Origin of the sequence: Streptomyces sp. NPDC057854 (genome assembly GCF_042797055.1) — a bacterium.
Taxonomy (GTDB): Bacteria; Actinomycetota; Actinomycetes; order Streptomycetales; family Streptomycetaceae; genus Streptomyces.
Map to the genome: position 1 here is coordinate 23,961 of NZ_JBHVMF010000039.1, position 26,891 is coordinate 50,851.

General features: G+C 75.9%; 7 protein-coding genes. All 7 read left to right on the plus strand.

Translation table 11 applies throughout. The features are described from left to right. Positions 1-43: 43 nt before the first annotated feature. The 7 genes from ACFVQZ_RS35275 to ACFVQZ_RS35305 all read left to right on the plus strand — a co-directional run bounded on the left by ACFVQZ_RS35275 (position 44) and on the right by ACFVQZ_RS35305 (position 26,751). Complete coding sequence (locus ACFVQZ_RS35275; RefSeq protein WP_383628944.1) at positions 44-9,568, plus strand: amino acid adenylation domain-containing protein; 9,525 nt, start codon at positions 44-46, stop codon at positions 9,566-9,568. Beyond that, entirely contained in the window at positions 9,565-10,350 is a 786-nt protein-coding gene (locus tag ACFVQZ_RS35280) for a thioesterase II family protein (protein WP_383628946.1), read from the plus strand. The genes ACFVQZ_RS35275 and ACFVQZ_RS35280 overlap by 4 nt, the downstream gene beginning before the upstream one ends. Positions 10,351-10,521: 171 nt before the next feature. Next, positions 10,522-11,583, plus strand: a complete 1,062-nt coding sequence (locus ACFVQZ_RS35285) for a TauD/TfdA family dioxygenase (RefSeq protein ID WP_383628948.1) — start codon at positions 10,522-10,524, stop codon at positions 11,581-11,583. Positions 11,584-11,593: 10 nt separating this feature from the next. Next, entirely contained in the window at positions 11,594-13,591 is a 1,998-nt protein-coding gene (locus tag ACFVQZ_RS35290) for an amino acid adenylation domain-containing protein (protein WP_383628950.1), read from the plus strand. A gap of 74 nt (positions 13,592-13,665) precedes the next feature. Continuing rightward, positions 13,666-19,254: a condensation domain-containing protein gene (locus ACFVQZ_RS35295; protein ID WP_383628952.1), complete on the plus strand. Its 5,589-nt coding sequence runs from the start codon at positions 13,666-13,668 to the stop codon at positions 19,252-19,254. A gap of 157 nt (positions 19,255-19,411) precedes the next feature. Continuing rightward, a complete protein-coding gene (locus ACFVQZ_RS35300) occupies positions 19,412-26,539 on the plus strand; it encodes an amino acid adenylation domain-containing protein (RefSeq protein WP_383628954.1) in 7,128 nt (2,375 codons plus the stop codon). Then, positions 26,536-26,751, plus strand: a complete 216-nt coding sequence (locus ACFVQZ_RS35305) for an MbtH family protein (RefSeq protein ID WP_030498412.1) — start codon at positions 26,536-26,538, stop codon at positions 26,749-26,751. The genes ACFVQZ_RS35300 and ACFVQZ_RS35305 overlap by 4 nt, the downstream gene beginning before the upstream one ends. Positions 26,752-26,891 lie beyond the last annotated feature (140 nt).

Here is a 26,891-nt window from a genome sequence, read left to right on the forward strand (position 1 = left end):
CCCGTCGGCACCCCCGTCCGACGTGACCCCCACAGGAGCCCTCATGCCGCTCGACCCGCCCGTCGCACCCGCACCGGCCGCCGTGCGGCTGCCGCTCTCGGTGGCCCAGCGGGACATCTGGACGGCCCACCTCCTGGACCCGACCGGCGTCAAGTACAACGTCGGCGAGTGCCGGGAGATCAACGGTCCGGTCGACCCGGACCTCATGGCGGCGGCCTGGCGGCGGCTGGTCGACGAGGCCGACTTCCTGCGGATCCGGGGCTTCGAGGAGGACGGCGACGAGGTCCGGCAGCTGCTCGACCCCGACGCGGGCGACCGCACCCTGCCGTTCCACGACGTCAGCGCCGCCGACGACCCGGAGGCGGCGGCCTGGCGGCTGATCGACGGCCTCATCGGCGCGCCCTTCGACCTCACCGGCGAGGCCCCCGTCCGCTGCGTGCTCGTCAAGCTCGCCGAGGACCGCTTCTTCTACTTCTACGGCTTCCACCACCTGGTCGTCGACGGCGTCGGCGTCTCCATGGCCCTGGCCCGGCTCGTCGACCTGTACGAGCGGGCCGTCGCCGGCGAGCCCTGGGGCGACTCCCCGTTCGGCTCCCTCGCCGAACTCCTCGCGGAGGACGCCGCCTACCGCTCCTCCGCCGACGCGGCCGCCGACCTCGCCGCCTGGCGCGACCACCTCGCCGGCGCCCCCGACGCCCCCACCGGACTCGTCCGGGGCCGCGACCGCGCACCCGCCGCCCACGGCGCCCTGCCGTTCTCCCGCCGCAGCGTCCGCGTGAGCGCCGCCGACGCGGAACGCCTCCGCACCGCCGCCCGCGCCGAGCGGGTGAACTGGTCCGTCTTCCTCATCGCCCTGTTCGGCGTCTACCTGCACCGCGTCACCGCCCGCGACGAACTCGTCCTCGCCCTCCCGGTCACCGGCCGCACCACCCGCGCCGCCCGCAGCACCCCCGGCATGGCGTCCAACATCGTCCCGCTCCGGCTGCGGATCCGCCCCGACGACACCTTCGGCGAACTGCTGCGCGCCACGGCCGCCGCGGTCAAGCACGGGCTGCGCCACCAGCGGACCCGCTACGAGGAGCTGTGCCGGGACGCCGGCGCGGACCGCCGGCTCGCCTCGCCCGTCCTCAACATCATGGGCTTCCACGCCGACCTGACCGTCGGCGGCCACCCCACGGTCAACCACAACGTCTCCAACGGCCCGGTCGACGACCTGAACGTCGCCGTCCTCGACCTCGGCGCCGCCCACGGCCTCCGCATCGACTTCGACACCCCCGTCGAGGACGTCGACCCCGTCCTCACCGCGGCCCACCAGGACCGCTTCGCCGCCTTCGTCACCGCCGTCCTCGCCGCGGAGCAGGCCCCCGGCGCCCGCCGGGTCGCCGACCTGGACGTCCTCCGCCCCGAGGAGCGCACCCTCCTCACCCGTGACTGGGCGGGACCGGTCGCGGCGCCCGCCGGGACGACCCTGGTCGCCCGCTTCGAGGAGCGGGTACGGCTCCACCCCGACCGCACCGCCCTCGTCGACGCGGACGGCGCCGTCACGTACGCCGCGCTCGACGCCGCCGCGAACCGGCTCGCCCGCCGCCTCGCCGCCCGGGGCCTGGGCCGCGGACAGCTCGCCGGCGTCCTCCTGGAACGCGGCGTCCCCTTCTCCGTCGCCCTCCTCGCCGTCCTCAAGACGGGCGCCGCCCACGTCCTCCTCGACCCCGACTTCCCCGACGAGCGCCTGCGTTCGGCCGCCGCCGACGCCGGCATCACCCACCTCGTCACCCGCCCCGGCCTCGCGGACCGCCTCACCGGCACCTGGACCACCACGCACACGGACGTTGCCGGCGCCGACGCTGCCGCCGACGCGGACGCCGCCCCGGACGCGCGGACCGGCCCCGACTCCGCATCGGCTCCGGGCGTCCACATCAGCCCCGACGACCCCGCCTGCCTCATGTTCACCTCGGGCTCGACCGGCCGCCCCAAGGCCATCCTGTCCTCGCACCGCAACCTCGTCGCCACCCTCCTCGGCCAGCCGTACCTCCCCACCGGCCCCGGCCAGGTCTGGCTCCAGAGCTCGCCGGTCTCCTGGGACGCCTTCAGTCTGGAGTTCTGGGGCGCCCTCCTGCACGGCGGCACCGCCGTCCTCCAGCCCGGCCAGAAGCCCGAACCCGCCCTCGTCGCCGAGCTCGCCCGCCGCCACGGCGTCACCACGCTCCTGCTCTCCGCGACGCTCTTCAACTACCTGACCGACGAGCACCCCGAGGCCTTCGAGACCGTCACCACCGCCTTCACCGTCGGCGAGGCCGCCTCCCCGGCCCACGTCCACAAGCTCCAGCGGCTCAAGCCCGGCATCACCGTCCTCAACGGGTACGGCCCCGCCGAGGTGATGATCTTCGCCACCACGCACGCCGTCGAACCCGCCGGGGCACCGCACGCGGTCGTCCCCGTCGGCACCCCGCTCGCCAACAAGCCCGCCTACGTCCTCGACCCCTGGCTGAACCTCTGCCCGCCCGGCGTCACCGGCGAGCTGTACGTCGGCGGCGAGGGCCTGGCCCACGGCTACCTCGGCCGCCCCGACCTCACGGCCGCCCGCTTCGTCCCCGACCCCTTCGGCCCCGCCGGCGCCCGCCTCTACCGCACCGGCGACCTCGTCCACTTCGACGCCGGAGGCCGCCTCGTCTACGAGGGCCGGGCCGACGACCAGATCAAGATCCGCGGCTTCCGCATCGAACCCGGCGAGACCGAGGCCGCGCTCCTCACCCACCCCGACGTCACCCAGGCCGTCGTCACCGTCCACCAGCAGCGCCTGGCCGCGTACCTCGTCCTCGACACCGCCCCCACCGCCCCCGACCCGGAGGCGTTCCGCCGGCACGTCGCCGACCGCCTCCCCGAGCACCTCGTCCCCACCTACGTCACCGTCCTCGACCGCCTGCCCGTCACCCCCAACGGCAAGATCGACAAACGCGCCCTCCCCGCCCCGGACACCGCCGCCTCCGCCGCCCGGCGCGCCCCGCGCGACCGCACCGAGGAAATCCTCGCCGCGCTCTTCGCCCTCACCCTGGACACGGCGGAAGTCGGCATCGACGACAGCTTCTTCGCCCTCGGCGGGCACTCCCTCCTCGCCGCCCGGCTGACCAACCGCATCGCCGAACTGCTCGGCGTCCGCCTGACCATCCGCGACGTCTTCGGCCGGCCCACGGTCGCCGGCCTCGCCGAGCTGATCGCCGAGCAGGGCGCCCTGGGCTCGCAGCTCCCGCCGCCGGTCGCGGGGGAGGCGGAGGCGGAGAGCGGGTTGCCGCCGGCGTCGTACGCGCAGCGCCGACTGTGGCTGCTGTCCCAGCTGGACGGGGGCAGCGCCGCGTACAACGTGCCGATGACGATCCGCCTGGAGCACGGCATCGACGCCGGCGCCCTGGAGGCCGCCCTCGGCGCCGTGATCGAGAGGCACGCCCCGCTGCGCACCGTCTTCGAGGCCGTCGACGGCGAGCCGTACCAGCGCGTGCTCCCCGCCGAGCGGGCCCGCCTCACCCTGGAGCGCGTCGCCGTCACGTCCGGCGCCGAGCTGGACGCGGCCCTGGACGAGGCCGCCGGCCGCGTCTTCGACCTGGCCGCCGACCTCCCGCTCCGGGCGACCCTCATCGAACGCCCCGACGGTCCGGCGGTGTTGTCGCTGGTGCTGCACCACATCGCGACGGACGGGTTGTCGAACGACGTGTTCTTCGCGGATCTGGAGCGTGCGTACGGGGGTGAGGTGCTGGAGCCGCTGGAGGTGCGGTACGCCGACTACGCGGTCTGGCAGCGGCGGGTCCTCGGGGCGGCCGACGACCCGGAGTCCGTCCTGGGGCGTGAACTCGCCCACTGGCGTGAGGCGTTGGCCGGGCTTCCGGAGGAGCACGGTCTCACGCTGGACCGCCCGCGGCCGGCTCGCGCCTCCCACCGCGGCGGGGAGGTCGACGTCGCCTTCGGTCCCGACCTGTACCGGCGGATCACGGGCCTCGCCCGCGAGGAGGGGTGCACGCCGTTCATGGTGGTGCACGCGGCGCTGGTGGCGGCGCTGACGCGGCTCGGGGCGGGGGCCGATCTGGCGATCGGGTCGCCGGTGGCGGGGCGGAGTGATGAGGCCCTTGCCGGGCTGGTGGGGTTCTTCGTGAACACGCTGGTGCTGCGGACGGACAGCGGCGGTGACCCGACCTTCCGGGATCTCCTCGGGCGGGTGCGTGCCGCCGACCTGGACGCGTTCGCGCATCAGGAGGCTCCGTTCGACCTGGTCCTGGAGGCCGTCAACCCGGCCCGATCGCTCGCCCGGCACCCCCTCTTCCAGATCTGCCTGACACTGGAAGCCGCCTCTGGCGCCCCCGCCGGCGCGACCCCCGTCTTCGGGCCGGTGGAGAAGCGGGGCAACGGCTCCGCCAAGTTCGACCTGGAGTTCTTCCTCCGCTCCGAGGACGGCGCCGAGCTGTCCGCCACCGTCCTCTTCGCCGCCGACGTGTTCGACGCCGAGACCGTGCACCGCATGACCGCCCTCCTCGGCCGGGTGTGCCGCCAGGTCCTCGACGACCCCGGCGTACACCTCTCGGCCCTGGACGTCCTCACGCCCGAGGAGCACGCCCTGCTCACCGGGCCCTGGGCCGGCGTCACCGCCGAGACCGGTGACGGTTCGCTAGTGGGGCGGTTCGAGGAGGCGGTGGCACGGTTCGCCGGGCGGACGGCGCTGGTGGACGGTGAGCGGAGGGTGTCGTACGCGGAGCTCGACGCGTCCGCGAACCGGCTGGCCCATCTGCTGCGGGCCCGTGGCCTGGGCCGGGGTGACCTGGCGGGGGTGCTGCTCGACCGGGGTGCGGACTTCGCGGTGGCGGTGCTGGCGGTGGTGAAGGCGGGAGCGGCGTACACGCTGCTCGATCCGGACTTCCCCGACGAGCGGCTGCGGTCGGCGGCGGAGGACGCGGGCGTCTCCCTGCTGCTCACCGCCCCCGCCCACGCCGCCCGCGTGGAAGGCGCGTGGCCGACGGTCCTGTTCCCGGCCCACGACGAGCTGACGGCCTTCCCGGCTGACGCGCCGGAGACCGGGGTGACCGGCGACGACGCGGCCTGCTTGATGTTCACGTCGGGTTCCACGGGGCGGCCGAAGGGCATTCTGTCCTCGCACCGGAACCTGGTGTCGACGGTGAGCGGGCAGTCGTACGGGCGGTTCGGTCCGGAGGAGGTGTTCCTCCAGTGCTCGCCGGTTTCCTGGGACGCCTTCAGCCTGGAGTTCTGGGGCGCTCTGCTCCACGGCGGAACCACGGTCCTCCAGCCGGGACAACGCCCCGAGCCGGCCCTCATCAGCGAACTGTCCCGGCGCCACGGCGTCACGATGCTCCAGCTGTCCGCGAGCCTCTTCAACTTCCTCGTCGACGAGCACCCGGACGCCTTCACCACCGTCACCGTCGCCTTCACCGGCGGCGAGGCCGCGTCCCCCGTGCACGTCGACAAGCTCCGGCGCGAGCGCCCCGGCGTCACGGTCGTCAACGGGTACGGGCCGGCCGAGTCCATGGGCTTCACCACCACCCACACCATCGACGGCACCACAGGGTCGCAGGCGGCCGTCCCGATCGGGACACCGCTGGTGAACAAGGGCGCCTACGTCCTCGACGACCGGCTGAACCTGTGCCCGCCCGGCGTCACGGGCGAGTTGTACCTCGCGGGGGAGGGCCTGGCCCACGGCTACCTCGGACGACCGGACCTCACGGCCGCCCGCTTCGTGCCCGACCCGTTCGGCGCCGCCGGCGGACGGCTGTACCGGACCGGCGACCTCGCCCGCTTCGACCGGGAGGGGCGGCTGGTGTACGAGGGCCGGGCCGACGACCAGATCAAGATCCGCGGCTTCCGCGTCGAGCCCGGCGAGACCGAGGCCGCGCTCCTCACCCACCCCGACGTCACCCAGGCCGTGGTCACCGTCCACGAGGAGCGGCTTGCCGCCTACCTGGTGACGGCCCAGGGCACGTCCCCGGACGAGATCCGCCGGCACGTCGCCGAACGCCTCCCCGACCACCTCGTCCCCACCCACCTCACCGTCCTCGACCGCCTTCCCCTCACCCCCAACGGCAAGATCGACAAGCGCGCCCTGCCCGCCCCCACCGCCCTCACCACCGGAGGAAGGCCGCCGCGCACCCCGCTCGAAGAGACGCTCCTCGCGCTCTTCGCCCGTACCCTCGACACCACCGCTCCCCTCACCGTCGACGACGGCTTCTTCGCCCTCGGCGGGCACTCCCTCCTCGCGGCCCGGCTGACCAACCGCATCGCCGAAGCCCTCGACGTCCGCCTCACCCTCCGCGACGTCTTCGAGCGGCCGACGGTCGCCGGCCTCGCCGAGCTGATCGCCGAGCAAGGCGGCCAGGGCTCACAGCTCCCGCCGCTGGTCGCCGGGGAGGCGGCGGAAGACGGACTGCCGCCGGCGTCGTACGCGCAGCGCCGGCTGTGGCTGCTGTCGGAACTCGACGGCGGCAGCGCCGCGTACAACGTCCCGATGGTGGTCCGGCTGGACGCCGGAGCGGACGCCGGAGCCCTGGAGGCCGCCCTCGCCGCCGTGATCGCGAAGCACGCCCCGCTCCGGACGCTCCTGGAAGCCGTGGACGGCGAGCCGCGCCAGCGGACCCTCCCGCCCGCGCAGGCGCACCTGACCGTGGAGCGCGTACCCGTCGTGTCGGACGCGGCCCTGGACGAGGCGTTGGCCCGGGCCGCCGGCCGCGTCTTCGACCTGGCGGCCGACCTGCCGATCCGCGCACAGCTCCTCGAACGCCCGGACGGCTCGGCGGTGTTGTCGCTGGTGCTGCACCACATCGCGACGGACGGGTTGTCGAACGGCGTGTTCTTCGCGGATCTGGAGCGTGCGTACGGGGGTGGGGTGCTGGAGCCGCTGGAGGTGCGGTACGCCGACTACGCGGTCTGGCAGCGGCGGGTCCTCGGGGCGGCCGACGACCCGGAGTCCGTCCTGGGGCGTGAACTCGCCCACTGGCGTGAGGCGTTGGCCGGGCTTCCGGAGGAGCACGGTCTCACGCTCGACCGTCCGCGGCCGGTCCGCGCCTCCCACCGGGGCGGCGAGGTCGCCCTCGATCTCGGCTCCGACGCGTACGAGCGCGTCGCCGTCCTCGCCCGCGAGGAGGGGTGCACGCCGTTCATGGTGGTGCACGCGGCGCTGGTGGCGGCGCTGACGCGGCTGGGTGCCGGCTCCGATCTGGCGATCGGTTCGCCGGTGGCGGGGCGGAGTGACGAAACCCTTGCCGGGCTGGTGGGTTTCTTCGTGAACACGCTGGTGCTGCGGACGGACAGCGACGGCGATCCGACCTTCCGGGATCTCCTCGGCCGGGTGCGTGCCGCCGACCTGGACGCGTTCGCGCATCAGGAGGCCCCGTTCGACCTGGTCCTGGAGGCCGTCAACCCGGCCCGGTCGCTCGCCCGGCACCCCCTCTTCCAGATCTGCCTCGGCCTGGAGACCGGCGGAGCGCCCCGGCTCCATCTCCCCGGGCTCCCCGCAGCCACCGTCGCCGGCACCGCGAACGGCGCCGCCAAGTTCGACCTCGAATTCCTGCTGCGCTCCGACGACGGCCGGCGGCTGCACGGCTCGCTCCTCTACGCCGCAGACCTGTTCGACCCCGAGACCGTGCGCCGCACGGCCGCGCTCCTCGGCTGCGTCCTGGACCAGGTCCTCACCGACCCCGACCTCCGGCTCTCCGGCCTCGACGTGCTCACCACGGAGGAGCGCGGTCTGCTCACCGGGTCCTGGGCCGGCGTCACCGCCGGGACCGGTGACGGTTCGCTGGTGGGGCGGTTCGAGGAGGCGGCGGCGCGGTTCGCCGGGCGGACGGCGCTGGTGGACGGTGAGCGGAGGGTGTCGTACGCGGAGCTCGACGCGTCCGCGAACCGGCTGGCCCATCTGCTGCGGGCGCGTGGCCTGGGGCGGGGTGACCTGGCGGGGGTGCTGCTCGACCGGGGTGCGGACTTCGCGGTGGCGGTGCTGGCGGTGGTGAAGGCGGGAGCGGCGTACACGCTGCTCGATCCGGACTTCCCCGACGAGCGGCTGCGGTCGGCGGCGGAGGACGCGGGCGTCTCCCTGCTGCTCACCGCCCCCGCCCACGCCGGCAGGGCCGAGGGGCCCTGGCAGACCGTCGACCTCCCCTCGCGCGGAGCCTTGGCCGTCTTCCCTGCCGTCAGCCCGCAGGTGGAGGTCACCGGCGACGACGCCGCCTGCTTGATGTTTACCTCCGGTTCTACGGGGCGGCCGAAGGGCATTCTGTCCTCGCACCGGAACCTGGTGTCGACGGTGAGCGGGCAGTCGTACGGGCGGTTCGGTCCGGAGGAGGTGTTCCTCCAGTGCTCGCCGGTGTCGTGGGACGCGTTCAGCCTGGAGTTCTGGGGTGCTCTGCTCCACGGCGGGACCACGGTCCTCCAGCCGGGGCAGCGCCCCGAGCCGGCCCTCATCAGCGAACTGTCCCGGCGCCACGGCGTCACGATGCTCCAGCTGTCCGCGAGCCTGTTCAACTTCCTCGTCGACGAGCACCCGGACGCCTTCACCACCGTCACCGTCGCCTACACGGGCGGCGAGGCCGCCTCGGCCGCGCACGTCCGCACACTGCACGCGCAGCGTCCCGGGATCACGGTCGTCAACGGGTACGGGCCGGCCGAGTCCATGGGCTTCACCACCACCCACCTCATGGCGCCCGGCACCGATCCGCGCCTCCCCGTCCCCATCGGCGTCCCGCTCCTCAACAAGGGCGCCTACGTCCTGGATCCCTGGCTGAATCTGTGCCCGCCCGGCGTCACCGGCGAGTTGTACCTCGCGGGGGAGGGCCTGGCCCACGGTTACCTCGGACGCCCCGACCTGACAGCCGGCCGCTTCGTACCCGACCTGTTCGGCGGCAAGGGCGGTCGGCTGTACCGGACCGGCGACCTGGCCCGCTTCGACCGGGACGGGCGGCTGGTGTACGAGGGCCGGGCCGACGACCAGATCAAGATCCGCGGCTTCCGCGTCGAGCCCGGCGAGACCGAGGCCGCGCTGCTCAGCCACCCCGACGTCACCCAGGCCGTGGTCACCGTCCACGAGGAGCGGCTTGCCGCCTACCTGGTGACGGCCCAGGGCGCGTCCCCGGACGAGATCCGCCGTTACATCGCCGAATGCCTCCCCGACCACCTCGTCCCGACCCACCTCACCGTCCTCGACCGCCTTCCCCTCACCCCGAACGGCAAGATCGACAAGCGCGCCCTGCCCGCCCCCACCGCCCTCACCACCGGCGGCCGGGCCCCCCGCACCCCCCTCGAAGAAACCCTCGTCGCCCTCTTCGCCCGCACCCTCGACACCACCGCCCCCCTCACCATCGACGACGACTTCTTCCACCTCGGCGGCCACTCCCTCCTCGGAGCCCGCCTCACCAACCACATCGCCGGCGCCCTCGATGTCCGCCTCACCGTGCGCGACGTCTTCCAGCACCCCACCCCCGCCCGGCTCGCAGCGCACCTCGACTCCCTCACGACCGCGCCGGCTGCCCGGAAGGCCCGACCGGCCCTCCGCCGCCGCACCGAGACAGATCGGATCAGCTCATGAGCGCTTCCTTCACCCCCGCGCCCGAGGACGTCGTCTGGGACCTGCCCGGTGACGCGCCGCACCGCCTGTCCCTGCTCGTCCTCCCGCACGCCGGCGGCAACGCCCACGCCTACAGCACCTGGCGCGAGCACCTTCCGGCCGACGTCCGGCTCCTCATCGGCCAGTACCCGGGCCGCGGCGCCCGCTACTGCGAGGATCTGCCCGCCTCCGTCGACGACCTGGCGCTTCCCGTCGTCGAAGCCCTCCCGGCGGACGCCGGCCCCCTGGTGGTCCTCGGCCACAGCATGGGTTCCCTGGTCGCCTTCGAGGTCACCCGCGCCCTCCAGGCCGCCGGCCGCACCCCGCTCGGGCTCGTCGCCTCCGCCTGCCGGGCGCCCGTGCTGCCCAACCAGGCCCCCGTGCACCCGGAGCGCTTCGGCGACGACGAGCTGGTGGCCGCCATCAAGGAGCGCGGCGGCACCGACGACGGCATCCTCGACGACCCGGAGCTCCGCGAGATCGTCCTCCCGTCCATCCGGGCCGACTTCGCCATCGACGACGCCTACCGGTGCACCGCGCCCGACGTGCGGCTCGACTGCCCGGTCGCCGTCCTCGGCGGCGACGCCGACCCGATCGTCCCGGTCGAACTGCTCGACGGGTGGGCCCTGGTGGCGGGCCACGCCGTCGTCCCCGAGGTCCTGCCGGGCGACCACTTCTACTTCCAGCAGGACCTGGCCGGCTTCTTCGCCCGGCTGAACCCGGTCCTGCGCTCCTTCGCCCCGGCCCCCGCCGCCACGGCCTGAACGGTCGGCCTCCGTACCGCCCAGGCTCCGTACCGCCCGGGCGCGAAAGCCCCGCCGCCCCACCGCCGCGCGAGCCGTCCCACCGCCGCGCGAGCCGCCCCACCACCGCCTCCGGATTCGCGCCTCCCCGGCCTCCGTGCCGCTCACCCACCGAAGACGAGGAACAACGCCATGACCACCTTCGCCCCGCACCCGCACCCGCACCCGGCCACGACCGCCGCCGCCGACGACGCGGTGACCGTCGTCCGGGAACCCGGCAAGCCCGCCCTGATCCAGGTGCCCCGCTTCGCCACCATGGCCGAGGCGACCGCCTGGCTCACCGCCCGCCGCCCCGACATCCAGGCCGAACTGCACCGTTCCGGCGCCGTGATGCTCCGCGGCCTGCCCGTCACCGACGCCGGCACCTTCGGGGAGGCCCGGGACGCGCTGATCGCCCGCCGCGCCGGCTACAAGGAGAAGGCCACCCCGCGCACCGACTTCGGCGAGGGCGTCTTCTCCTCCACCGACCTGCCGGCGATCCAGCCGATCCGCCTGCACAACGAGAACAGCTACACCCTCGACTTCCCCGGCGTCCTCCTCTTCGGCTGCGTCACCGCCCCCGAGACCGGCGGCGCCACCACCGTCGGCGACATGCGCCGTGCCCTGTCCCTCCTCCCGCCGGAGCTCGTCGCCCGCTTCGAGCAGGCCGGCTGGCTGCTGGTCCGCAACTACTCCGACCTCGCCGGAATGCCCTGGCGCAAGGCGTTCTCCGCCGACGACCCAGCCGGCGCGGAGGAGTACTGCGACGCGCACTCCATCGGGTACGAATGGCTCGACGAGGACACCCTGCGCACCCGCCAGCTCCGCTCCGCGATCGTCACCCACCCCGTCACCGGCGAGCGCGTCTGGTTCAACCACTTCGCCTTCTGGAACGCCCGCAGCCTCGACGAGGACGTCCGCGACGTCCTCACCGAGACCTTCGGCGCCGACGGCCTGCCCTTCGACACCCGGCTCGGCGACGGCACCGCCCTCACCGACGCCGAGGTCGACGCCGTCAACGCCGCCTACGAGGCCGTCACCGTCCGCGAGACCTGGCAGGCCGGCGACCTGATGCTCGTCGACAACATCCTCTGCGCGCACGGACGCGAGGCGTACACCGGCGCCCGCAAGATCCTCGTCGCCATGGGCGAGCCCGTCCCCCTGTCGGACTGCGCCCCGACCGTCGCCCCCTCCGCCCACCCGTACGGAATGTGAGCCCGCCGCCATGACCGCCACCCTCCCCGAGACCGCCACCCTCCCCGAGACCGCCGCCGCTCCCGACGCGGCCGCCCTCTTCGCCGGCGCCGCCCCCTGCGCCTGCTCCGGTTGCGCCGCCGGCACCGGGCACGCCGACCTCCTCGCCCGGCTCGCCACCGCCCCCGGCGGGCGTACCGCGGTCGTCGCCGCCGACCGGGTCCTGACCTTCGACGAGCTGCGCGCCGACGCCGCCGCCGTCGCCGCTCGGCTCACCGCCCTCGGCATCGGTCCCGAGAGCGTCGTCGCCCTCTGCCTGCCGCGCGGCGCCGGCCTCGCCACGGCCCTCATCGGCACCCTCACCGCCGGCGCCGCCTACCTGCCCGTCGACCCCGCGCTGCCCGCCGAGCGCCGCGCCTACCTCCTCGCCGACTCCGGCGCCGACCTCGTCGTCGTCCAGGCCGACGACGCGGTCGCCTCTGCCGCCGCCCGCACCGGCACCCGTACCCTCACCCTGGCGGAGCTCACCGCCGGCGAAACCGCCGGCGAAACCGCTGGCGAAACCGCCGGCGGAACCGCCACCGGAACCGCCCACGGGATCGCCACCGGAACCGCGGGCGAAACAACCCCCGGCGCCGCCCCCGCCGCCCCCTTCCGGCCCGTCCCCGTCACCGCCGACACCCTCGCCTACGTCATCTACACCTCCGGTTCCACCGGCCGCCCCAAGGGCGTCGAGATCGGCCGCGGCGCCGCCTCGCTGCTGCTCGCGGAGCTGGAGGGCGTCGGCGCCGCCACCGGAGAGGGCCGCCGCGTCGGCTGGAACGCCTCGCCGTCCTTCGACGCCTCCGTCCAGCAGTGGGTACGGCTCTGCCGCGGCGACACCCTCGTCATGATCGACGAGGAGACCCGCCGGGACCCCGCCCTCCTCGCCGCCTTCGTCGACGCCCACGGCCTCACCGACCTCGACATCACCCCCTCCCACGCCGACCCGCTGCTCGACCTGCTGACCGCGGACGGCGGCCCCCGCCCGCTGACCCTGCTCGTCGGCGGCGAGGCCATCGGCCCCGCCCTGTGGGACCGGCTCGCCGCCGCGCACGCCTCCGGTCTGCTGCGCGCGCTCAACGTGTACGGACCCACCGAGTGCACCGTCGACGCCACCGCCGGCTGGATCGACCGCCCCGGACAGCCGCACATCGGCACCGTCCTGCCCGGCCTGTCGGCGCGGCTCCTCGACGACCGGCTCGCCCCGGTCGCCCCCGGCGAGACCGGCGAGCTGTACCTCGCCGGCCCCCGCGTCGCCCGCGGCTACCGCAACCGGCCCGCCCTGACCGCCGAGCGGTTCGTCGCCGACCCCGCGCCCGACGCCGCCGCCGGAGCCCGCGCCTACCGCACCGGCGACCGGTGCCGCCTCCTCCCCGACGGCCGCCTCGTCTACCTCGGCCGCGCCGACGGCCAGGTCAAACTCCGCGGGCACCGCATCGAACTCCCCGAGATCGAGGCCGCCCTCACCCGGCAGGACGGCGTCGCCGAGGCCGCCGTCGTCCTCGGCGAGGACGCCGCCGGAAACCCCGCCCTGCTCGCCTACCACCGGGGCGGCGACGCCGACGCGCTGCGCACCGCGCTCGCCGCGACCCTGCCCGCCTACATGCTGCCTTCCGCGTTCGTCGCCGTGGACCGGTTCGCCACCACCCCCAGCGGCAAGCTCGACCGGGCCGCCCTGCCCACCCGCGCCGAGGCGCCCGCGCCCGCCGCGCCCGCCGGGGCCGCCCACGCCGGCGGCACCGGCCTCACCGGCCCCGCCGAGGAACTCATCGCCCGCGTCTGGACCCAGGTCCTCGGCGCCGCCACCCTCGGCCCCGACGACAACTTCTTCAAGCTCGGCGGCCACTCCCTCCTCGCCATCAAGCTCGTGTCCCGCGTCCGCGCCGAACTCTCCGTCGCCCTGCCGGTCAAGGCCGTCTACGCCCACCCCCGCCTCCGCGACCTGGCCGCCCACATCGAGGAGCTGACGGCCGCGCGGGATGCCTGACCGCCGGTCGCACCGCCGCGGCCCCCGCCGCAGGCCCACCCGCCCGCCCCCGCACCTCCAGAGAGGCAGCAACCGTGATCCCCCTGTCCTACGCCCAGCGCCGTCTGTGGTTCATGAACCGGCTGGAGGGCTCGTCCCCCGCCTACAACGCGCCCGTGGTGCTGCGCCTCGCCACCCGGCCGGACCCGGCCGTCCTGGAGGCGGCCGTGGGGGACGTGGTGGCGCGGCACGAGGTGCTCCGCACGGTCTACCCGGCCGTGGACGAGGAGCCGCACCAGCGGATCCTCGACGACGTCCGGATCCCCGTCGAGACCTTCCGGTGCGCGGCGGGGGAGGCGGACGCGCAGGCCACGGAGTTCGCCCGCGCCCCGATCGACGTCACCCGCGAACTCCCGCTGCGCGTCGGCCTCTTCGAGACCGACGGCGAGGAGAAGGCGATCCTGGTGCTGGCCGTCCACCACATCGCCACCGACGGCTGGTCCGTCGGCTGCCTCCTCGCCGACCTCGACACCGCCTGCACCGCCCGCGCCGCGGGCCGCGCGCCGGAGTGGGAGCCGCTGCCCGTCCAGTACGCCGACTACGCCCTCTGGCAGCGGGACATGCTCGGCGACCCCGGCGACCCCGGCAGCACCGCCCACGAACAGCTCGCCCACTGGCGCGCGGCGCTCGACGGCGCCCCCGCCGAGACCCGGCTCCCCGCCGACCGGCCCCGCCCCACCGAGCCGACCCACGCGGGAGCCTTCGCCACCGCCGCGCTCGACGCGGAGACCCACCGCGCGCTCACCGCGCTCGCCCGGGGCTCCGGCGCCACCTTCTTCATGGTCGTCCGCGCCGCCCTCGCGCTCGCGCTGCGCGCCGCCGGCGCCGGCGACGACCAGGTCGTCGGCACCCCCGTCGCCGGCCGGCCCGAGGAGGACCTGCACGAACTCGTCGGGTTCTTCGTCAACACGCTCGCCCTGCGCACCGACCTCTCCGGCGACCCCACCCTCGCCGAGGTCGTCCGCCGGGTCCGGGACGCCGACCTCGCCGCCCTCGCCCACGAGGACCTGCCCTTCGACCTGCTCGTGGAAGACCTCAACCCCGAGCGCTCCCTCGGCCGCCACCCCGTCTTCCAGGTGATGGTCGCGGCGCACGCCGGGCAGCCGCGGGAGGTGCGCGTCGGCGGCGTCCCCGCCGTCCTCGACGAGGCCGACCTGGCCACCGCCAAGTTCGACCTCTCCTTCCACTGCCAGGAGCGCACCGGCGCCGACGGCGAGCCCGCCGGGCTCCTCCTCGGCCTCCAGTACGCCACCGACCTGTACGACGCCGACACCGCCGGCCTGCTCCTCGGCCTCCTCGGCGCCGCCCTCACCGCCCTCGCCGAGCGCCCCGGCACCACCCGCGTCGGCGACGTCACCCTCCTCACCGACGCGCAGCGGGCCGATCTCGACCGGCGCCACCGCGCCCTCGCCGCCGGCGGCCGGGAGCACCGCCCCGACCCGTGGCCGCAGGGCGCCCCCGGCGCCGGGCCGGCCGCCGACCCGCGCGAGGAGATCCTCCGCGGCCTCTTCGCCGAAGTCCTCGGCAGCACCGGCACCGTCCTCGCCCACGACAACTTCTTCAAACGCGGCGGCCACTCCCTCCTCGCCGGCAGGCTCACCAACCGCGTCCGGTCCGTCCTCGGCCTCCACGCGGCGATCCGCGACGTGTTCCTCGCCCCCACCCCGCGCCGGCTCCTGCGCCGTCTCGACGGGCAGGGCGGCGGAACCCCGCGCCCCGTCCTGCGCGCCGTCCCCGCCGCGCGCCGCCCGGACCGGCTGCCGCTCTCCTTCGCCCAGCGCCGCCTGTGGCTCCTCGGCCGGCTCGAAGGCCCCTCCGCCGCCTACAACGCGCCCGTCGTCCTCCGTCTCGCCGCCCGCCCCGCCCCGGCCGTCCTCGAAGCCGCGCTCCGCGACGTCCTCGACCGGCACGAGGTGCTGCGGACCGTGTACCCGGCCGTCGACGGCGAGCCGTACCAGTCCGTCACCGCCACACCCGCCGTCCCCGTCGGCACCACCGTCTGCGCGGCCGGTGAACTCCAGGACCGGATGACCGAGTTCGCCCGCCGCCCGCTCGACGTCGCCCGCGAACTCCCGCTCCGCGCCCGGCTCTTCACGGCCGACGGCGACGACGGCGCGGTCCTGGTGCTCGCCGTCCATCACATCGCCACCGACGGCTGGTCCACCGCCCGCCTCCTCGCCGACCTCGACGCCGCCTACACGGCCCGCGCCGAGGGCCGCGCGCCGGAGTGGGAGCCGCTGCCCGTCCAGTACGCCGACTACACCCTCTGGCAGCGCGAACTCCTCGCCCCCGACGGCGCCTTCCTGCGGCAGCGCCTCGACTTCTGGCGCGAAGCCCTCGGCGGCGCCCCCGCCGAGACCCGGCTCCCGGCCGACCGGCCCCGCCGCACCGAGCCCACCGGCCGCGGCGCCCTCGCCACGGCCGCGCTCGACGCGGAGACCCACCGCGCGCTCACCGCGCTCGCCCGGGAATCCGGCGCCACCTTCTTCATGGTCGTCCGCGCCGCCCTCGCGCTCGCGCTGCGCGCCGCCGGCGCCGGCGACGACCAGGTCGTCGGCGCCCCGGTCGCCGGCCGGCCCGACGACGCGCTCGACGGCCTCGTCGGATTCTTCGTCAACACGCTCGCCCTGCGCACCGACCTCTCCGGCGACCCGACGCTCGCCGAGGTCGTCCGGCGGGTCCGGGACGCCGACCTCGCCGCCTTCGCCCACGACGACCTGCCCTTCGACCTCCTGGTCGAAGACCTCAACCCCGAGCGCTCCCTCGGCCGCCACCCCTTCTTCCAGGTCATGGTCAGCGCCCAGGAGCGGCGCGAGGACTCCGCCACCCTCGGCGGCGTCCCCGCCGTCCTCGACGGAGCCGACCTCGGCAGCGCCAAGTTCGACCTGAGCTTCCACTGCTCCGGCAGTCACGACGCCGACGGCGCCCCCGGCCCGCTGCTCCTCGGCCTCCAGTACGCCACCGACCTGTACGACGCCGGCACCGCCGACCTCCTCCTCGGCCTCTTCCGCCACGCCCTCGCGACTCTCGCCGCACAGCCCGGGGACACACCCCTGAGTGCCGTCGCCTGGACCACCGACGCCCAGCGGCGCGACCTCGACCGGCGCCACGCGGCGCTCGACGCCGCCCGCGAGACCGCCACCGGCGCCGACGACGCGCCGGGCCGCCGGGAGACCGCGTCCGCCGACCCCCGCGAGGAGATCCTCCGCGGCCTCTACGCCGAACTCCTCGGCCGCGACACCGTCCTGCCCGACGACAACTTCTTCAAGCTCGGCGGCCACTCCCTCCTCGCCGGCAAGCTCGCCAACCGGGTGCGGGGCACCCTCGGCCTCCCGGCCGCGATCCGCGACGTCTTCCTCGCCCCCACCCCGAAGACGCTGCTGCGCCGCCTCGACGAGCACGGCGACGACCCCGCCCGCCCCGCCCTCCGCCCGGTCCCGGCAGCCCGGCGACCCGCCCGGCTGCCGCTCTCCGCCGCGCAGCGCCGCCTCTGGTTCGTCGGCCGCCTCGAAGGTCCCAGCGCCACCTACAACATCCCCGTCGTCACCCGCCTGCACCGCCCGCTCGACCCGGCCGTCCTCTCCGCCGCGCTCGCCGACACCGCCGCCCGGCACGAAGTGCTCCGCACCGTCTACCGGCACGCCGACGGAGAGCCGTACCAGCTGGTCCTCGACGACCAGGCCCCCGTCCTCGACGAGATCCGCGCCGAAGGACCCGAGGCCGTCCGCGCCGCCGTCGACGCCGCCGCCGGACACGTCTTCGACCTCGCCGCCGAGATCCCCTTCCGGGCCACGCTCGTCACCGACGCCGACGAGCGGCAGACCCTCGTCCTCCTCGTCCACCACATCGCCGGCGACGGCTGGTCCACCGCCTGCCTCCTCGCCGACCTCGACGCCGCCTACCGCGCCCGCGCCGCCGGCCGCGCACGCGCCCTGCCGCCGCTCCCCGTCCAGTACGCCGACTACACCCTCTGGCAGCACCACCTGCTCGACGGCACCCCCGGCACCGACGGCGAACCCGGCACCCCCGGCGTCGCCGCCGCGCAACTCGCCCACTGGCGCACCGCCCTCGCCGGGATGCCGCCGCTCCTCGCCCTCCCCACCGACCGCCCCCGCCCGCTGGAGGCCGACGGCCGGGGCGCCCTCACCGGCTTCGAGGTGGGCGCCGCCACCCACCAGGCGCTGCTGCGCACCGCCCGCGCCCACGGCGCCACCCTCTTCATGGTCGTCCAGGCCGCCCTCGCCGCCCTGCTCACCCGGCACGGCGCCGGCACCGACATCGCCCTCGGCACCACCGTCGCCGGCCGCGCCGACCACAACCTCCACCCGCTCGTCGGCTTCTTCGTCAACACCCTCGTCCTGCGCACCGACACGTCCGGCGACCCCGCCTTCACCGACCTCGTCCACCGGGTCCGCGAGTCCGGGCTCGCCGCCTACAGCCACCAGGACCTGCCCTTCGACCGGCTGGTCGAGCACCTCAGCCCGCAGCGCTCCGCCGCCCACGCCCCGCTCGTCCAGGTCATGCTCCAGGTCCACGCCGCCGACACCGCCGGCCGCGGCCCGTCCGTCCTCGACGGCGACCCCGTCGCCTTCACCGGTACGGGAGCCAAGAGCGACCTGACCTTCGCCCTCACCGAACTCACCGGCCCCGACGGCGCCCCCGGCGGACTGCGCGGCGTCCTGGAGTACGCCACCGCCCTGTACGACGCCGGCACCGCCCGTCTTCTCGCGGTGCGCCTCGCCGAGACCCTCGACGCCTTCGCCGCCGACCCCGCGGCCCCGCTCTCCGCCCCCCGCTACGCGACCGGCGCACCGTCGCCGTCGGCGCACGGCACCGTCCTCGACGAGCGCGGACGGCCCGCACCCGTCCGCGTCCCCGGCGAGGTGCACGTCCCGGCGCCGGGCGGCGGACTGCGCGCCACCGGCCGCAGGGCGTACGCCGCCGCCGACGGCACCCTGCGGCCCGTCGCCGTCCTCACCGCCGGCGGCTACGCCGTCGAACCCGGGCGCGTCGAGGAGGCCCTGCTCTCCCACCCGGCCGTCACCGGCGTCTCCGTCGCCGTCCACGACGACCGGCTGCACGCCACCGTCGCCCGCGCGCCCGGCGCCGCCGTCACCGAGGAGGAGCTGCGCGCCTGGGCCGAGCGGCGGCTCCCCGAGTACCTGGCCCCCGCCCGGGTCGTGATCGGCGGCGGGGGAACGCGGCCCGGCGCGGCCACATCCGGGCCGGAGGACGAGGCCCCGGCCCGCGCCCGGGAGGAGCGGCTGCTCGCCCTCTTCCGGGACGTCCTCGGCGGCCGGGGCGTGGGCCGCGGGGACAACTTCTTCAAGAACGGCGGGCATTCGCTGCTCGCGGTGCGGCTCCTCAACCGGATCCGGGCCGAGTTCGGCCAGGACCTCACCCTGCGGGACGTCTTCCGCAACCCGACCGCCACGGCCCTCGCCCGGCTGCTCGGCGAGCCGGCCCCCGGCACCCGCGAGGCCCCGGACGGCACCCGCGCCGGCGGCGCCCCCCGGACCCCCGGCGAGCCGCGCGCCCACGGCCCCGCCGGGCCGCCCCGCCCCCCGGTGCCGGCCCCCGCGCTCAAGCGGCGCACCCGGGCGGGCACCCGCACCGGCCGCTGAACGGCCCCCGCACCGGCAGCTCCGGGCGGCGCATCTGCCGCCCGGAGCTGCCGCGTCTCCTGCCCCGGACGGGCGGCGGCCGCCCCTAGCGTGGTGGTCACGGAGGCGAGAGGAACCGTTCGCCCCGGTCTCCCGCCCCTTACCGGAGGAACTCAGCATGCCCCGCAGCAGAACGGACGACCTGCTCGACGGCGGACCCTCTCCCGCCGACGCGCCGCCGGTGCTCGACCTCATCGCCGCCCAGGAGCGCACCCGCCCCGACGCCGTCGCCCTGGTCCACGCCGACGCGCACCTGACGTACGCCGGACTCGGCGCCGCCGTCCGCGCCCGGGCCGCCGAACTCGCCGCCCAGGGCGCCGGACCCGGCCGTCTCGTGGCGCTCCACCGGCCGCGCGGCATCGACGCGATCGTCGGCCTCCTCGCCGTCCTCACCACCGGCGCCGCCTACCTGCCGCTCGACGTGCAGGCCCCCGACGCCCGCAACGCCGCCATCCTCCGGGACGCCTGCGGCGACGCCGCCCCCGAGCCCGCCGACGTCGCCCGCCACGGCGAGCTCGTCCTCGGCGGACCCGGCGCGGGCGAGGGCGCCGCGTACGTCATCTACACCTCCGGCTCCACCGGCGTGCCCAACGGCGTCGTCGTCGCCCACGACTCCCTCGCCCACTTCATCGCCGGCGCCACCCCCGCGTACGGCATCGACGCCGACTCCCGCGTCCTGCAGTTCAGCCCGCTGCACTTCGACGCCAGCATCCAGGAGGTCTTCACCGTCCTCGGCGCCGGCGGCACCCTCGTGCTGCGCACCGACGACATGCTCGACGTCGGCGAACTCCTCGCCGGCTGCGAGCGGACCGGCGTCACCCTCCTCGACCTGCCCGCCGCCTACTGGCACGAGCTGGTCTACGTCCTCACCACCGGCGCGGTCCGGCTCCCCGCGGCGCTGCGCACCGTCATCATCTACGGCGAGGCCGCCCTGCCCGAGCGGATCGCCCAGTGGCGCGGCCTCGTCGGCGACCGCGTCCGGCTGCTCAACGCCTACGGGCCCACCGAGACCACCGTCGTCGCCACCGTCGCGGACCTCACCCGGCACGACACGGGACCCGTCCCCATCGGCCGCCCCCTCCCCGGCGTCCGCGCCGCCGTCGTCGAAGGCGAACTCTGGCTCCTCGGCGGCGGCCTGACCCGCGGCTACCTCCACCGGCCCGAACTGAACGCCCGCCGCTTCACCGAGCTCGACGGCGCACGCGCCTACCGCACCGGCGACCTGGTCACCGTCGGCGACGACCGCCAGATCCTCTACCACGGACGCCTCGACGACGAGGTCAAGATCGGCGGCCAGCGCATCGACCCCGCCGCCGTCGACTCCGTCCTCGCCGGACACCCCGCCGTCCGCGAGGCCGCCGTCGTCGCCCAGCAGGACGCCGACGGGGTCAAACGCCTCGTCGCCTTCGTCGTCACCGACGGCGGCACCGGCGCCGAGGAACTGCGCGACCGGGTGCGCGAGCGGATGCCCGCCGCGGCCGTGCCCGCCGTCTCGATCGTCGTCGCCCTGCCGCGCACCAGCTCCGGCAAGATCAACCGCAAGGTGCTCCGCACCACCGACCCCCGGCTCCCCGTCGTCCACGAGGACCCGCTCCCCGCCGGCGAGCGGGTGCCGCTCTCCCACGCCCAGCGCCGCCTCTGGCTCGTCAACCAGCTCGACGGCCCCTCCGCCGCCTACAACATGCCGATCGTCCTCCACCTGGACACGGCCCCCGACCGCGCCGCGCTCGCCGCCGCCGTCACCGACCTCGCCGAACGCCACGAAGCACTCCGCACCGTCCTCCTCGCCCCCGACGACGAGCCCTACCAGCACGTCCTCGCCGCGAGCGCGGTACGCCTCAGGACCGTCGACGCCCCGGCGGACGCCCTGCCCGGCCTCGTCGCCCGCTTCACCGCCGAGACCTTCGACCTCGCCCGCGAACTCCCGCTGCGCGTCGCCGTCTTCCTCCCCGAGGACGGCCCCGGCGCCACCCTCGCGGTCCTCCTCCACCACGTCGCCGGCGACGGCTGGTCGCTCACCCCGCTCATGACCGACCTCGCCACCGCCTACGCCGCCCGCGCCGCGGGCCGCGCACCGGAGTGGGAACCGCTGCCCGTCCAGTACGCCGACTACACCCTCTGGCAGCACGACGTGCTCGGCGACCCCGACGACCCCGGCTCCGTCGCCGGCCGGGGCCTCGCCCACTGGCGGGACGCCCTCGGCGCCCTGCCCGCCGTCACCCCGCTGCCCCTCGACCGGCCCCGGCCCGCCCTCCGCGACCACGCCGGCGGCCTCGTCACCACCCGCCTCGAACCCGCCGTCCACGCCCGGCTCCTCCGCCTCGCCGAGGACCACGACGCCAGCCTCCTCATGGTCCTCCAGGCCGCCCTCGCCCTCGCCCTGCGCGCCGCCGGCGCCGGCGAACGCCTCGCCCTCGGCACCCCCGTCGCGGGCCGCGACGACGAAGCCCTCGACGACCTCGTCGGCTTCTTCGTCAACACCCTCGTCCTGCCCACCGACACCACCGGCGCGCCCGCCTTCGCCGACCTCCTCGACCGCGTCCGCGACACCGACCTCGCCGCCTTCGCCCACCAGCGGCTCCCCTTCGACCTGCTCGTCGAACACCTCAACCCGCCCCGCACCCCCGGCGTCCACCCCCTCTTCCAGGTGATGCTCACACTCCGCGCCGCCGGACCCGACCCGGAGACCTTCCCCTTCGGCGGCCTCACCGGCCGCTTCCCGGCCGAGGAGGGACCCGCCACCACCAAGTTCGACCTCACCGCCGCCTGCGTCGACCACCGCGACGCCGACGGCGCCCCAGCCGGACTCACCCTCGGCCTCGAATACGCCCGCGACGTCCTCGACGACGACGTCCCCCGGCTCCTCCTCGCCGCCCTCGACACCGCACTGCGCGCCGCCGCCGACGACCCGGCCGCCCCCGTCACGGACCAGGACCTCGTCCCTGCCGCCGACCGGCGCGCCCTCGACGCCCGCCGCGACCGCGCCGGCGCCGCGCCCGGCACCCCGCCGGACGCGGACGCCGCCGCCGGCGATCCCGCCGACCGGGAGCTCGTCGACACCCTGCGCGCCCTCTTCGCCGACGTCCTCGGCCTCGACGCGGTCGGCCCCCACGAGGGCTTCTTCACCATCGGCGGCCACTCCATGAGCGGCGTCCGCCTCGCCAACCGGATCCGCGCCCGGCTCGGCGCCGACGTCCAGGTCCGCGACCTCCTCCTCGCCCCCACGCCCACCGCCCTCGCCCGGCGCATCAGTGCCCCCGCCGACCCCGAGCCCGCCGGCGACGCGCCCGGCACCGCGCCGCGACTCCGGCCCGTCGCCCGCGCCGACCGCTCCGAGCGCCTGCCGCTCTCCTACGCGCAGCGCCGCCTCTGGTTCATCGACACCCTCGAAGGCCCCAGCGCCTCCTACAACATCCCGCTCGTCCTGCGCCCCGCCGCCCCCCTCGACCCGGCCGCCCTCGCCGCCGCGCTCGCCGACCTGTCCGACCGGCACGAGGTGCTGCGCACCCGCTACCGCGCCGTCGACGGCGAGCCCCACCAGGACGTCCTCACCGGCGTCCGCCCCGCCCTCGACGTGCGTACCGTCCCCGCCGCCCGGCTCGCCGACGCCGCCGCCGACGCCGCGGGCCACGTCTTCGACCTCGCCGAGGAGACCCCGCTCCGGGCCGCCCTCCTCACCCCCGACGACGGCTCCGGACAGGTCCTCGTCCTCCTCGTCCACCACATCGCCGCCGACGGCTGGTCCACCGGCCCGCTCCTCGCCGACCTCGCCACCGCCTACACCGCCCGCGCCGCCGGCCGCGCGCCCGGCTGGGACCCGCTGCCCGTCCAGTACGCCGACTACACCCTGTGGCAGCGCGACCTCCTCGAAGGCTCCCGCGCCGAAGCCCACCGCGCCTTCTGGCGCGACACCCTCGCCGGCGCCCCGGCCGCCCTCGACCTGCCCGTCGCCCGTCCCCGGCCCGCCGAGGCGAGCCACCGCGGCGCACACGCCCCGGTCAGCGTCGACGCCGCCACCCACGAGGCCCTGGAAGCCCTCGCCCGCCGCGGCGGAGCGACCCTCTTCATGGTCCTCCAGGCCGCGCTGGCCGCCGTCCTCACCCGGCACGGCGCCGGCACCGACCTGCCGCTCGCCACCATGACCGCCGGCCGCGACGACGACCACCTCGGCGGACTCGTCGGCTTCTTCGTCAACACCCTCGTCCTGCGCACCGACACCTCCGGCGACCCCGCCTTCACCGAACTCCTCGACCGCGTCCGGCGCACCGACCTCGCCGCCTACGCCCACCAGGAGCTCCCCTTCGACCGGGTCGTCGAACACCTCAACCCGCCGCGCACCACCGCCCACCACCCGCTCGCCCAGATCGTCGTCCAGCTCCACCACGACTACACGCGGGGCGTCCCCGGCGCCGCCGCCGCGCACGGCCTCTTCCGCGAGGACGGGCCCGCCCTCCTCACCACCGTCACCACCAAGTTCGACCTCACCTTCGCCCTCACCGAGCGGCGCGGCCCCGACGGCCGGCCCGCGGGCCTCACCGGCGGACTCGAATACGCCACCGACCTCTTCGACGCCCCCACCGCCGCCCTCCTCGCCGCCCACCTCGAACGCACCCTGCGCGCCGTCGCCACCGACCCCGCCGTACGCGTCGGCGACCTGCCCCTCCTCACCGACGCCGACCGCTTCCGGCTCACCGGCGACCACAACGACACCGCCACCGTCCCGGCCGAACGGGGCACCGTGCACGGCGTCATCGCCCGCCGCGCCGCCCGCGCCCCCGAGGCCCCCGCCCTCGTCACCGACGACGAGACCGTCACCTACGGGCAGCTCGACGCCCGCGCCGACGCCCTCGCCGCCCGGCTCCGTGCCGCCGGCGTCCGCCGCGGCGACACCGTCGGCGTCCTCCTGGACCGCGGCGTCCCGCTCGTCGTCACCGCGCTCGCCGTCCTCCGGAGCGGCGCCGCCTACCTGCCGCTCGACCCCCGGCTCCCCGAGGCCCGCGTCCGCCTCATGCTGGAGGACTCCGGCACCCGGCTCGTCGCCACCGACCGGCACCACACGGCCCCGGAGGGCGTACCCGTGCTGCGCGTCGACACGGACGGGACCGGCCCCCTCGCCCCGGGCACCGCCGGCGACGCCTCCGAGGACGACCTCGCCTACGTCATGTTCACCTCCGGCTCCACCGGACGGCCCAAGGGCGTCGGCGTCACCCACCGCAACCTCGTCGAACTCGCCGCCGACCGCGACGTCTCCCTCGGCCCCGGCCGCCGGATGCTCGTCCACTCCGCGACCGGCTTCGACGCCTCCGCCTTCGAACTGTGGGCCCCGCTCCTGTCCGGCGGCACCCTCGTCCTCATGCGCGGCGACGGCACCGACCTCGCCGAGACCGACCGGACCGTCCGCGCGCACGGCGTCACCACGGCCTACTTCACCGTCGGCCTCTTCCACGTCATGGCCGACGAAGGACTCGACACCCTCCGTCTGCTGCGCGAGGTGTGGACCGGCGGCGACGTCGCCTCGCCCGCCGCCGTCCAGCGGGTCCTCACCCACTGCCCCGACACCGTCCTCGTGCACTCCTACGGCCCCACCGAGACCACCTTCGCCTCGCACAACCAGTGGTTCACCACCGGGCAGCGCACCCTGACCGGCGCCGGCCTCCACCTCGGCCGGCCCATGGACAACACCCGCAGCCACGTCCTCGACCACGCGCTGCGCCCCGTCCCGCCCGGCGTCCCCGGCGAGCTGTACATCGCCGGCGGCCACGTCGCCCGCGGCTACACCGGCCGCCCCGGCCTCACCGCCGAACGCTTCGTGCCCGACCCGTTCGAGGCCGACGGCAGCCGCATGTACCGCACCGGCGACCGCGTCCTGTGGACCCCGGACGGCGAACTCCGCTTCCTCGGCCGGGCCGACGGGCAGATCAAGCTCCGCGGCGTCCGCGTCGAACCCGGCGAGGTCGAACGGGTCCTCGCCGCCCACCCCGCCGTCGGCCAGGCCCTCGCCGTCGTCCGCGAGGACCGCCCCGGCGACAAGCGCCTCGTCGCCTACGCCGTCCCGCGCGCCGGCGACGCCGTCACCGAGGCCGAACTCCTCGCCGAGGCCCGCCGGTTGCTGCCCGAACACCTCGTCCCCGGCGCCGTCGTCGTCCTCGACGCCCTGCCGCTCACCGTCAACGGCAAGCCCGACCGGGCCGCGCTCCCCGCCCCCGGCCGGCCCGCCGCGACCCCGGGCGGACGCGCGCCCCGCAACGCCCGCGAGGAAGTCCTCTGCGCGCTCTTCGCGGAGATCCTCGACGTTCCCCGCGTCACCGTCGACGACAACTTCTTCGCCCTCGGCGGGCATTCGCTCCTCGGCGTCCGCCTCGTCAACCGGATGCGCGGCGTCCTCGGCGTCGAGCGCACCGTCCGCGACCTCTTCCGCGCCCCCACCCCGGCCGGCCTCCTCGGCGAGGACGGCCCGGAGACCGGCGCGACGGCCTCCGCCCTCGGCGTGCTCCTGCCCCTCAGCCCCGCCGGGTCCCGCCGCCCCCTCTTCTGCGTCCACCCCGGGACCGGCGTCGGCTGGGCGTACGCCGGCCTCGCCCGACACCTCGGCCCCGAGCAGCCGCTGTACGCCCTCCAGGCCCGCGCGCTCAGCGACCCCGGCCACCGCCCCGGCAGCGTCGAGGAGATGGCCGACGCCTACCTGGAGCGGATCCGCGGCGTCCAGCCCTGGGGGCCCTACCGGCTCCTCGGCTGGTCCTTCGGCGGCCTCGTCGCCCACACGATGGCCGTCCGGCTGCGAGAGGCCGGCGAGAGCGTCGAACTGCTCGCCCTCATGGACGTCCACCAGACCGGCCCGGGCAGCGTGTCCGTACTGCCGCCCGAGGAGACCGCGGCCCGGCCCGCCGGCGACCCGGCCGAGGCGATGGACCGGATCCGCCGCGAGGACCCCGTCCTCGCCGGGTTCTCCACCGCCGAACTCCGCGCCGTGCTCCGCGCCTCCGAGACCCACGCCGAGCTGATGGCCCGGCACGTCCCCGGCCGCGCCGACACCGACCTCCTGTTCTTCACCGCCCGCAGGCCGGGGGAGCCCGAAGGCGCCCTCGCCGCCACCTGGATTCCCTTCACCGAAGGAATCGTGGAGAACCACACGCTCGACCACGGCCATCTCCACCTCGCCGAACCGGAACCACTCGCACACATCGGGAACATCGTCGCGGAGAAGCTCTCCGCCCTCCAGAAGAAAGAATCGAGGAACCAGTCATGAGCGATTCCGTCAACCCCTTCGACAACGCCGAGAACCCCTTCCACGTCGTCGTCAACGACGAGGGACAGCACGCCCTGTGGCCGGCCTTCGCCGCCGTCCCGGCCGGCTGGACCAGCGTCTGGGGCCCCGGCGACCGGGGAGAAGCCCTGGAGTACATCACCGCCCACTGGACCGACATCCGCCCCCGGAGCCTCGTCGCCCAGTACGCCTGACCCTCCCGCGGACTTCCCGCGAAAGGCGCCGCGCCCCGCCTTTACAGCGGGGCGCGGCGCCTTTTGCGTACCCCACCCGGAATTTCCACGAAATGGGCAAGTGGCGGTCGTTGCTGCCGCTGCCCCTTCCCCATCCGGAA

Coding starts and splice junctions, on each gene's coding strand:
- ACFVQZ_RS35280 (WP_383628946.1), top strand. CDS start 9,565: ATGAGCGCTTCCTTCACCCCCGCGCCCGAGGACGTCGTCTGGGACCTG.
- ACFVQZ_RS35290 (WP_383628950.1), top strand. CDS start 11,594: ATGACCGCCACCCTCCCCGAGACCGCCACCCTCCCCGAGACCGCCGCC.
- ACFVQZ_RS35285 (WP_383628948.1), top strand. CDS start 10,522: ATGACCACCTTCGCCCCGCACCCGCACCCGCACCCGGCCACGACCGCC.
- ACFVQZ_RS35275 (WP_383628944.1), top strand. CDS start 44: ATGCCGCTCGACCCGCCCGTCGCACCCGCACCGGCCGCCGTGCGGCTG.
- ACFVQZ_RS35300 (WP_383628954.1), top strand. CDS start 19,412: ATGCCCCGCAGCAGAACGGACGACCTGCTCGACGGCGGACCCTCTCCC.
- ACFVQZ_RS35305 (WP_030498412.1), top strand. CDS start 26,536: ATGAGCGATTCCGTCAACCCCTTCGACAACGCCGAGAACCCCTTCCAC.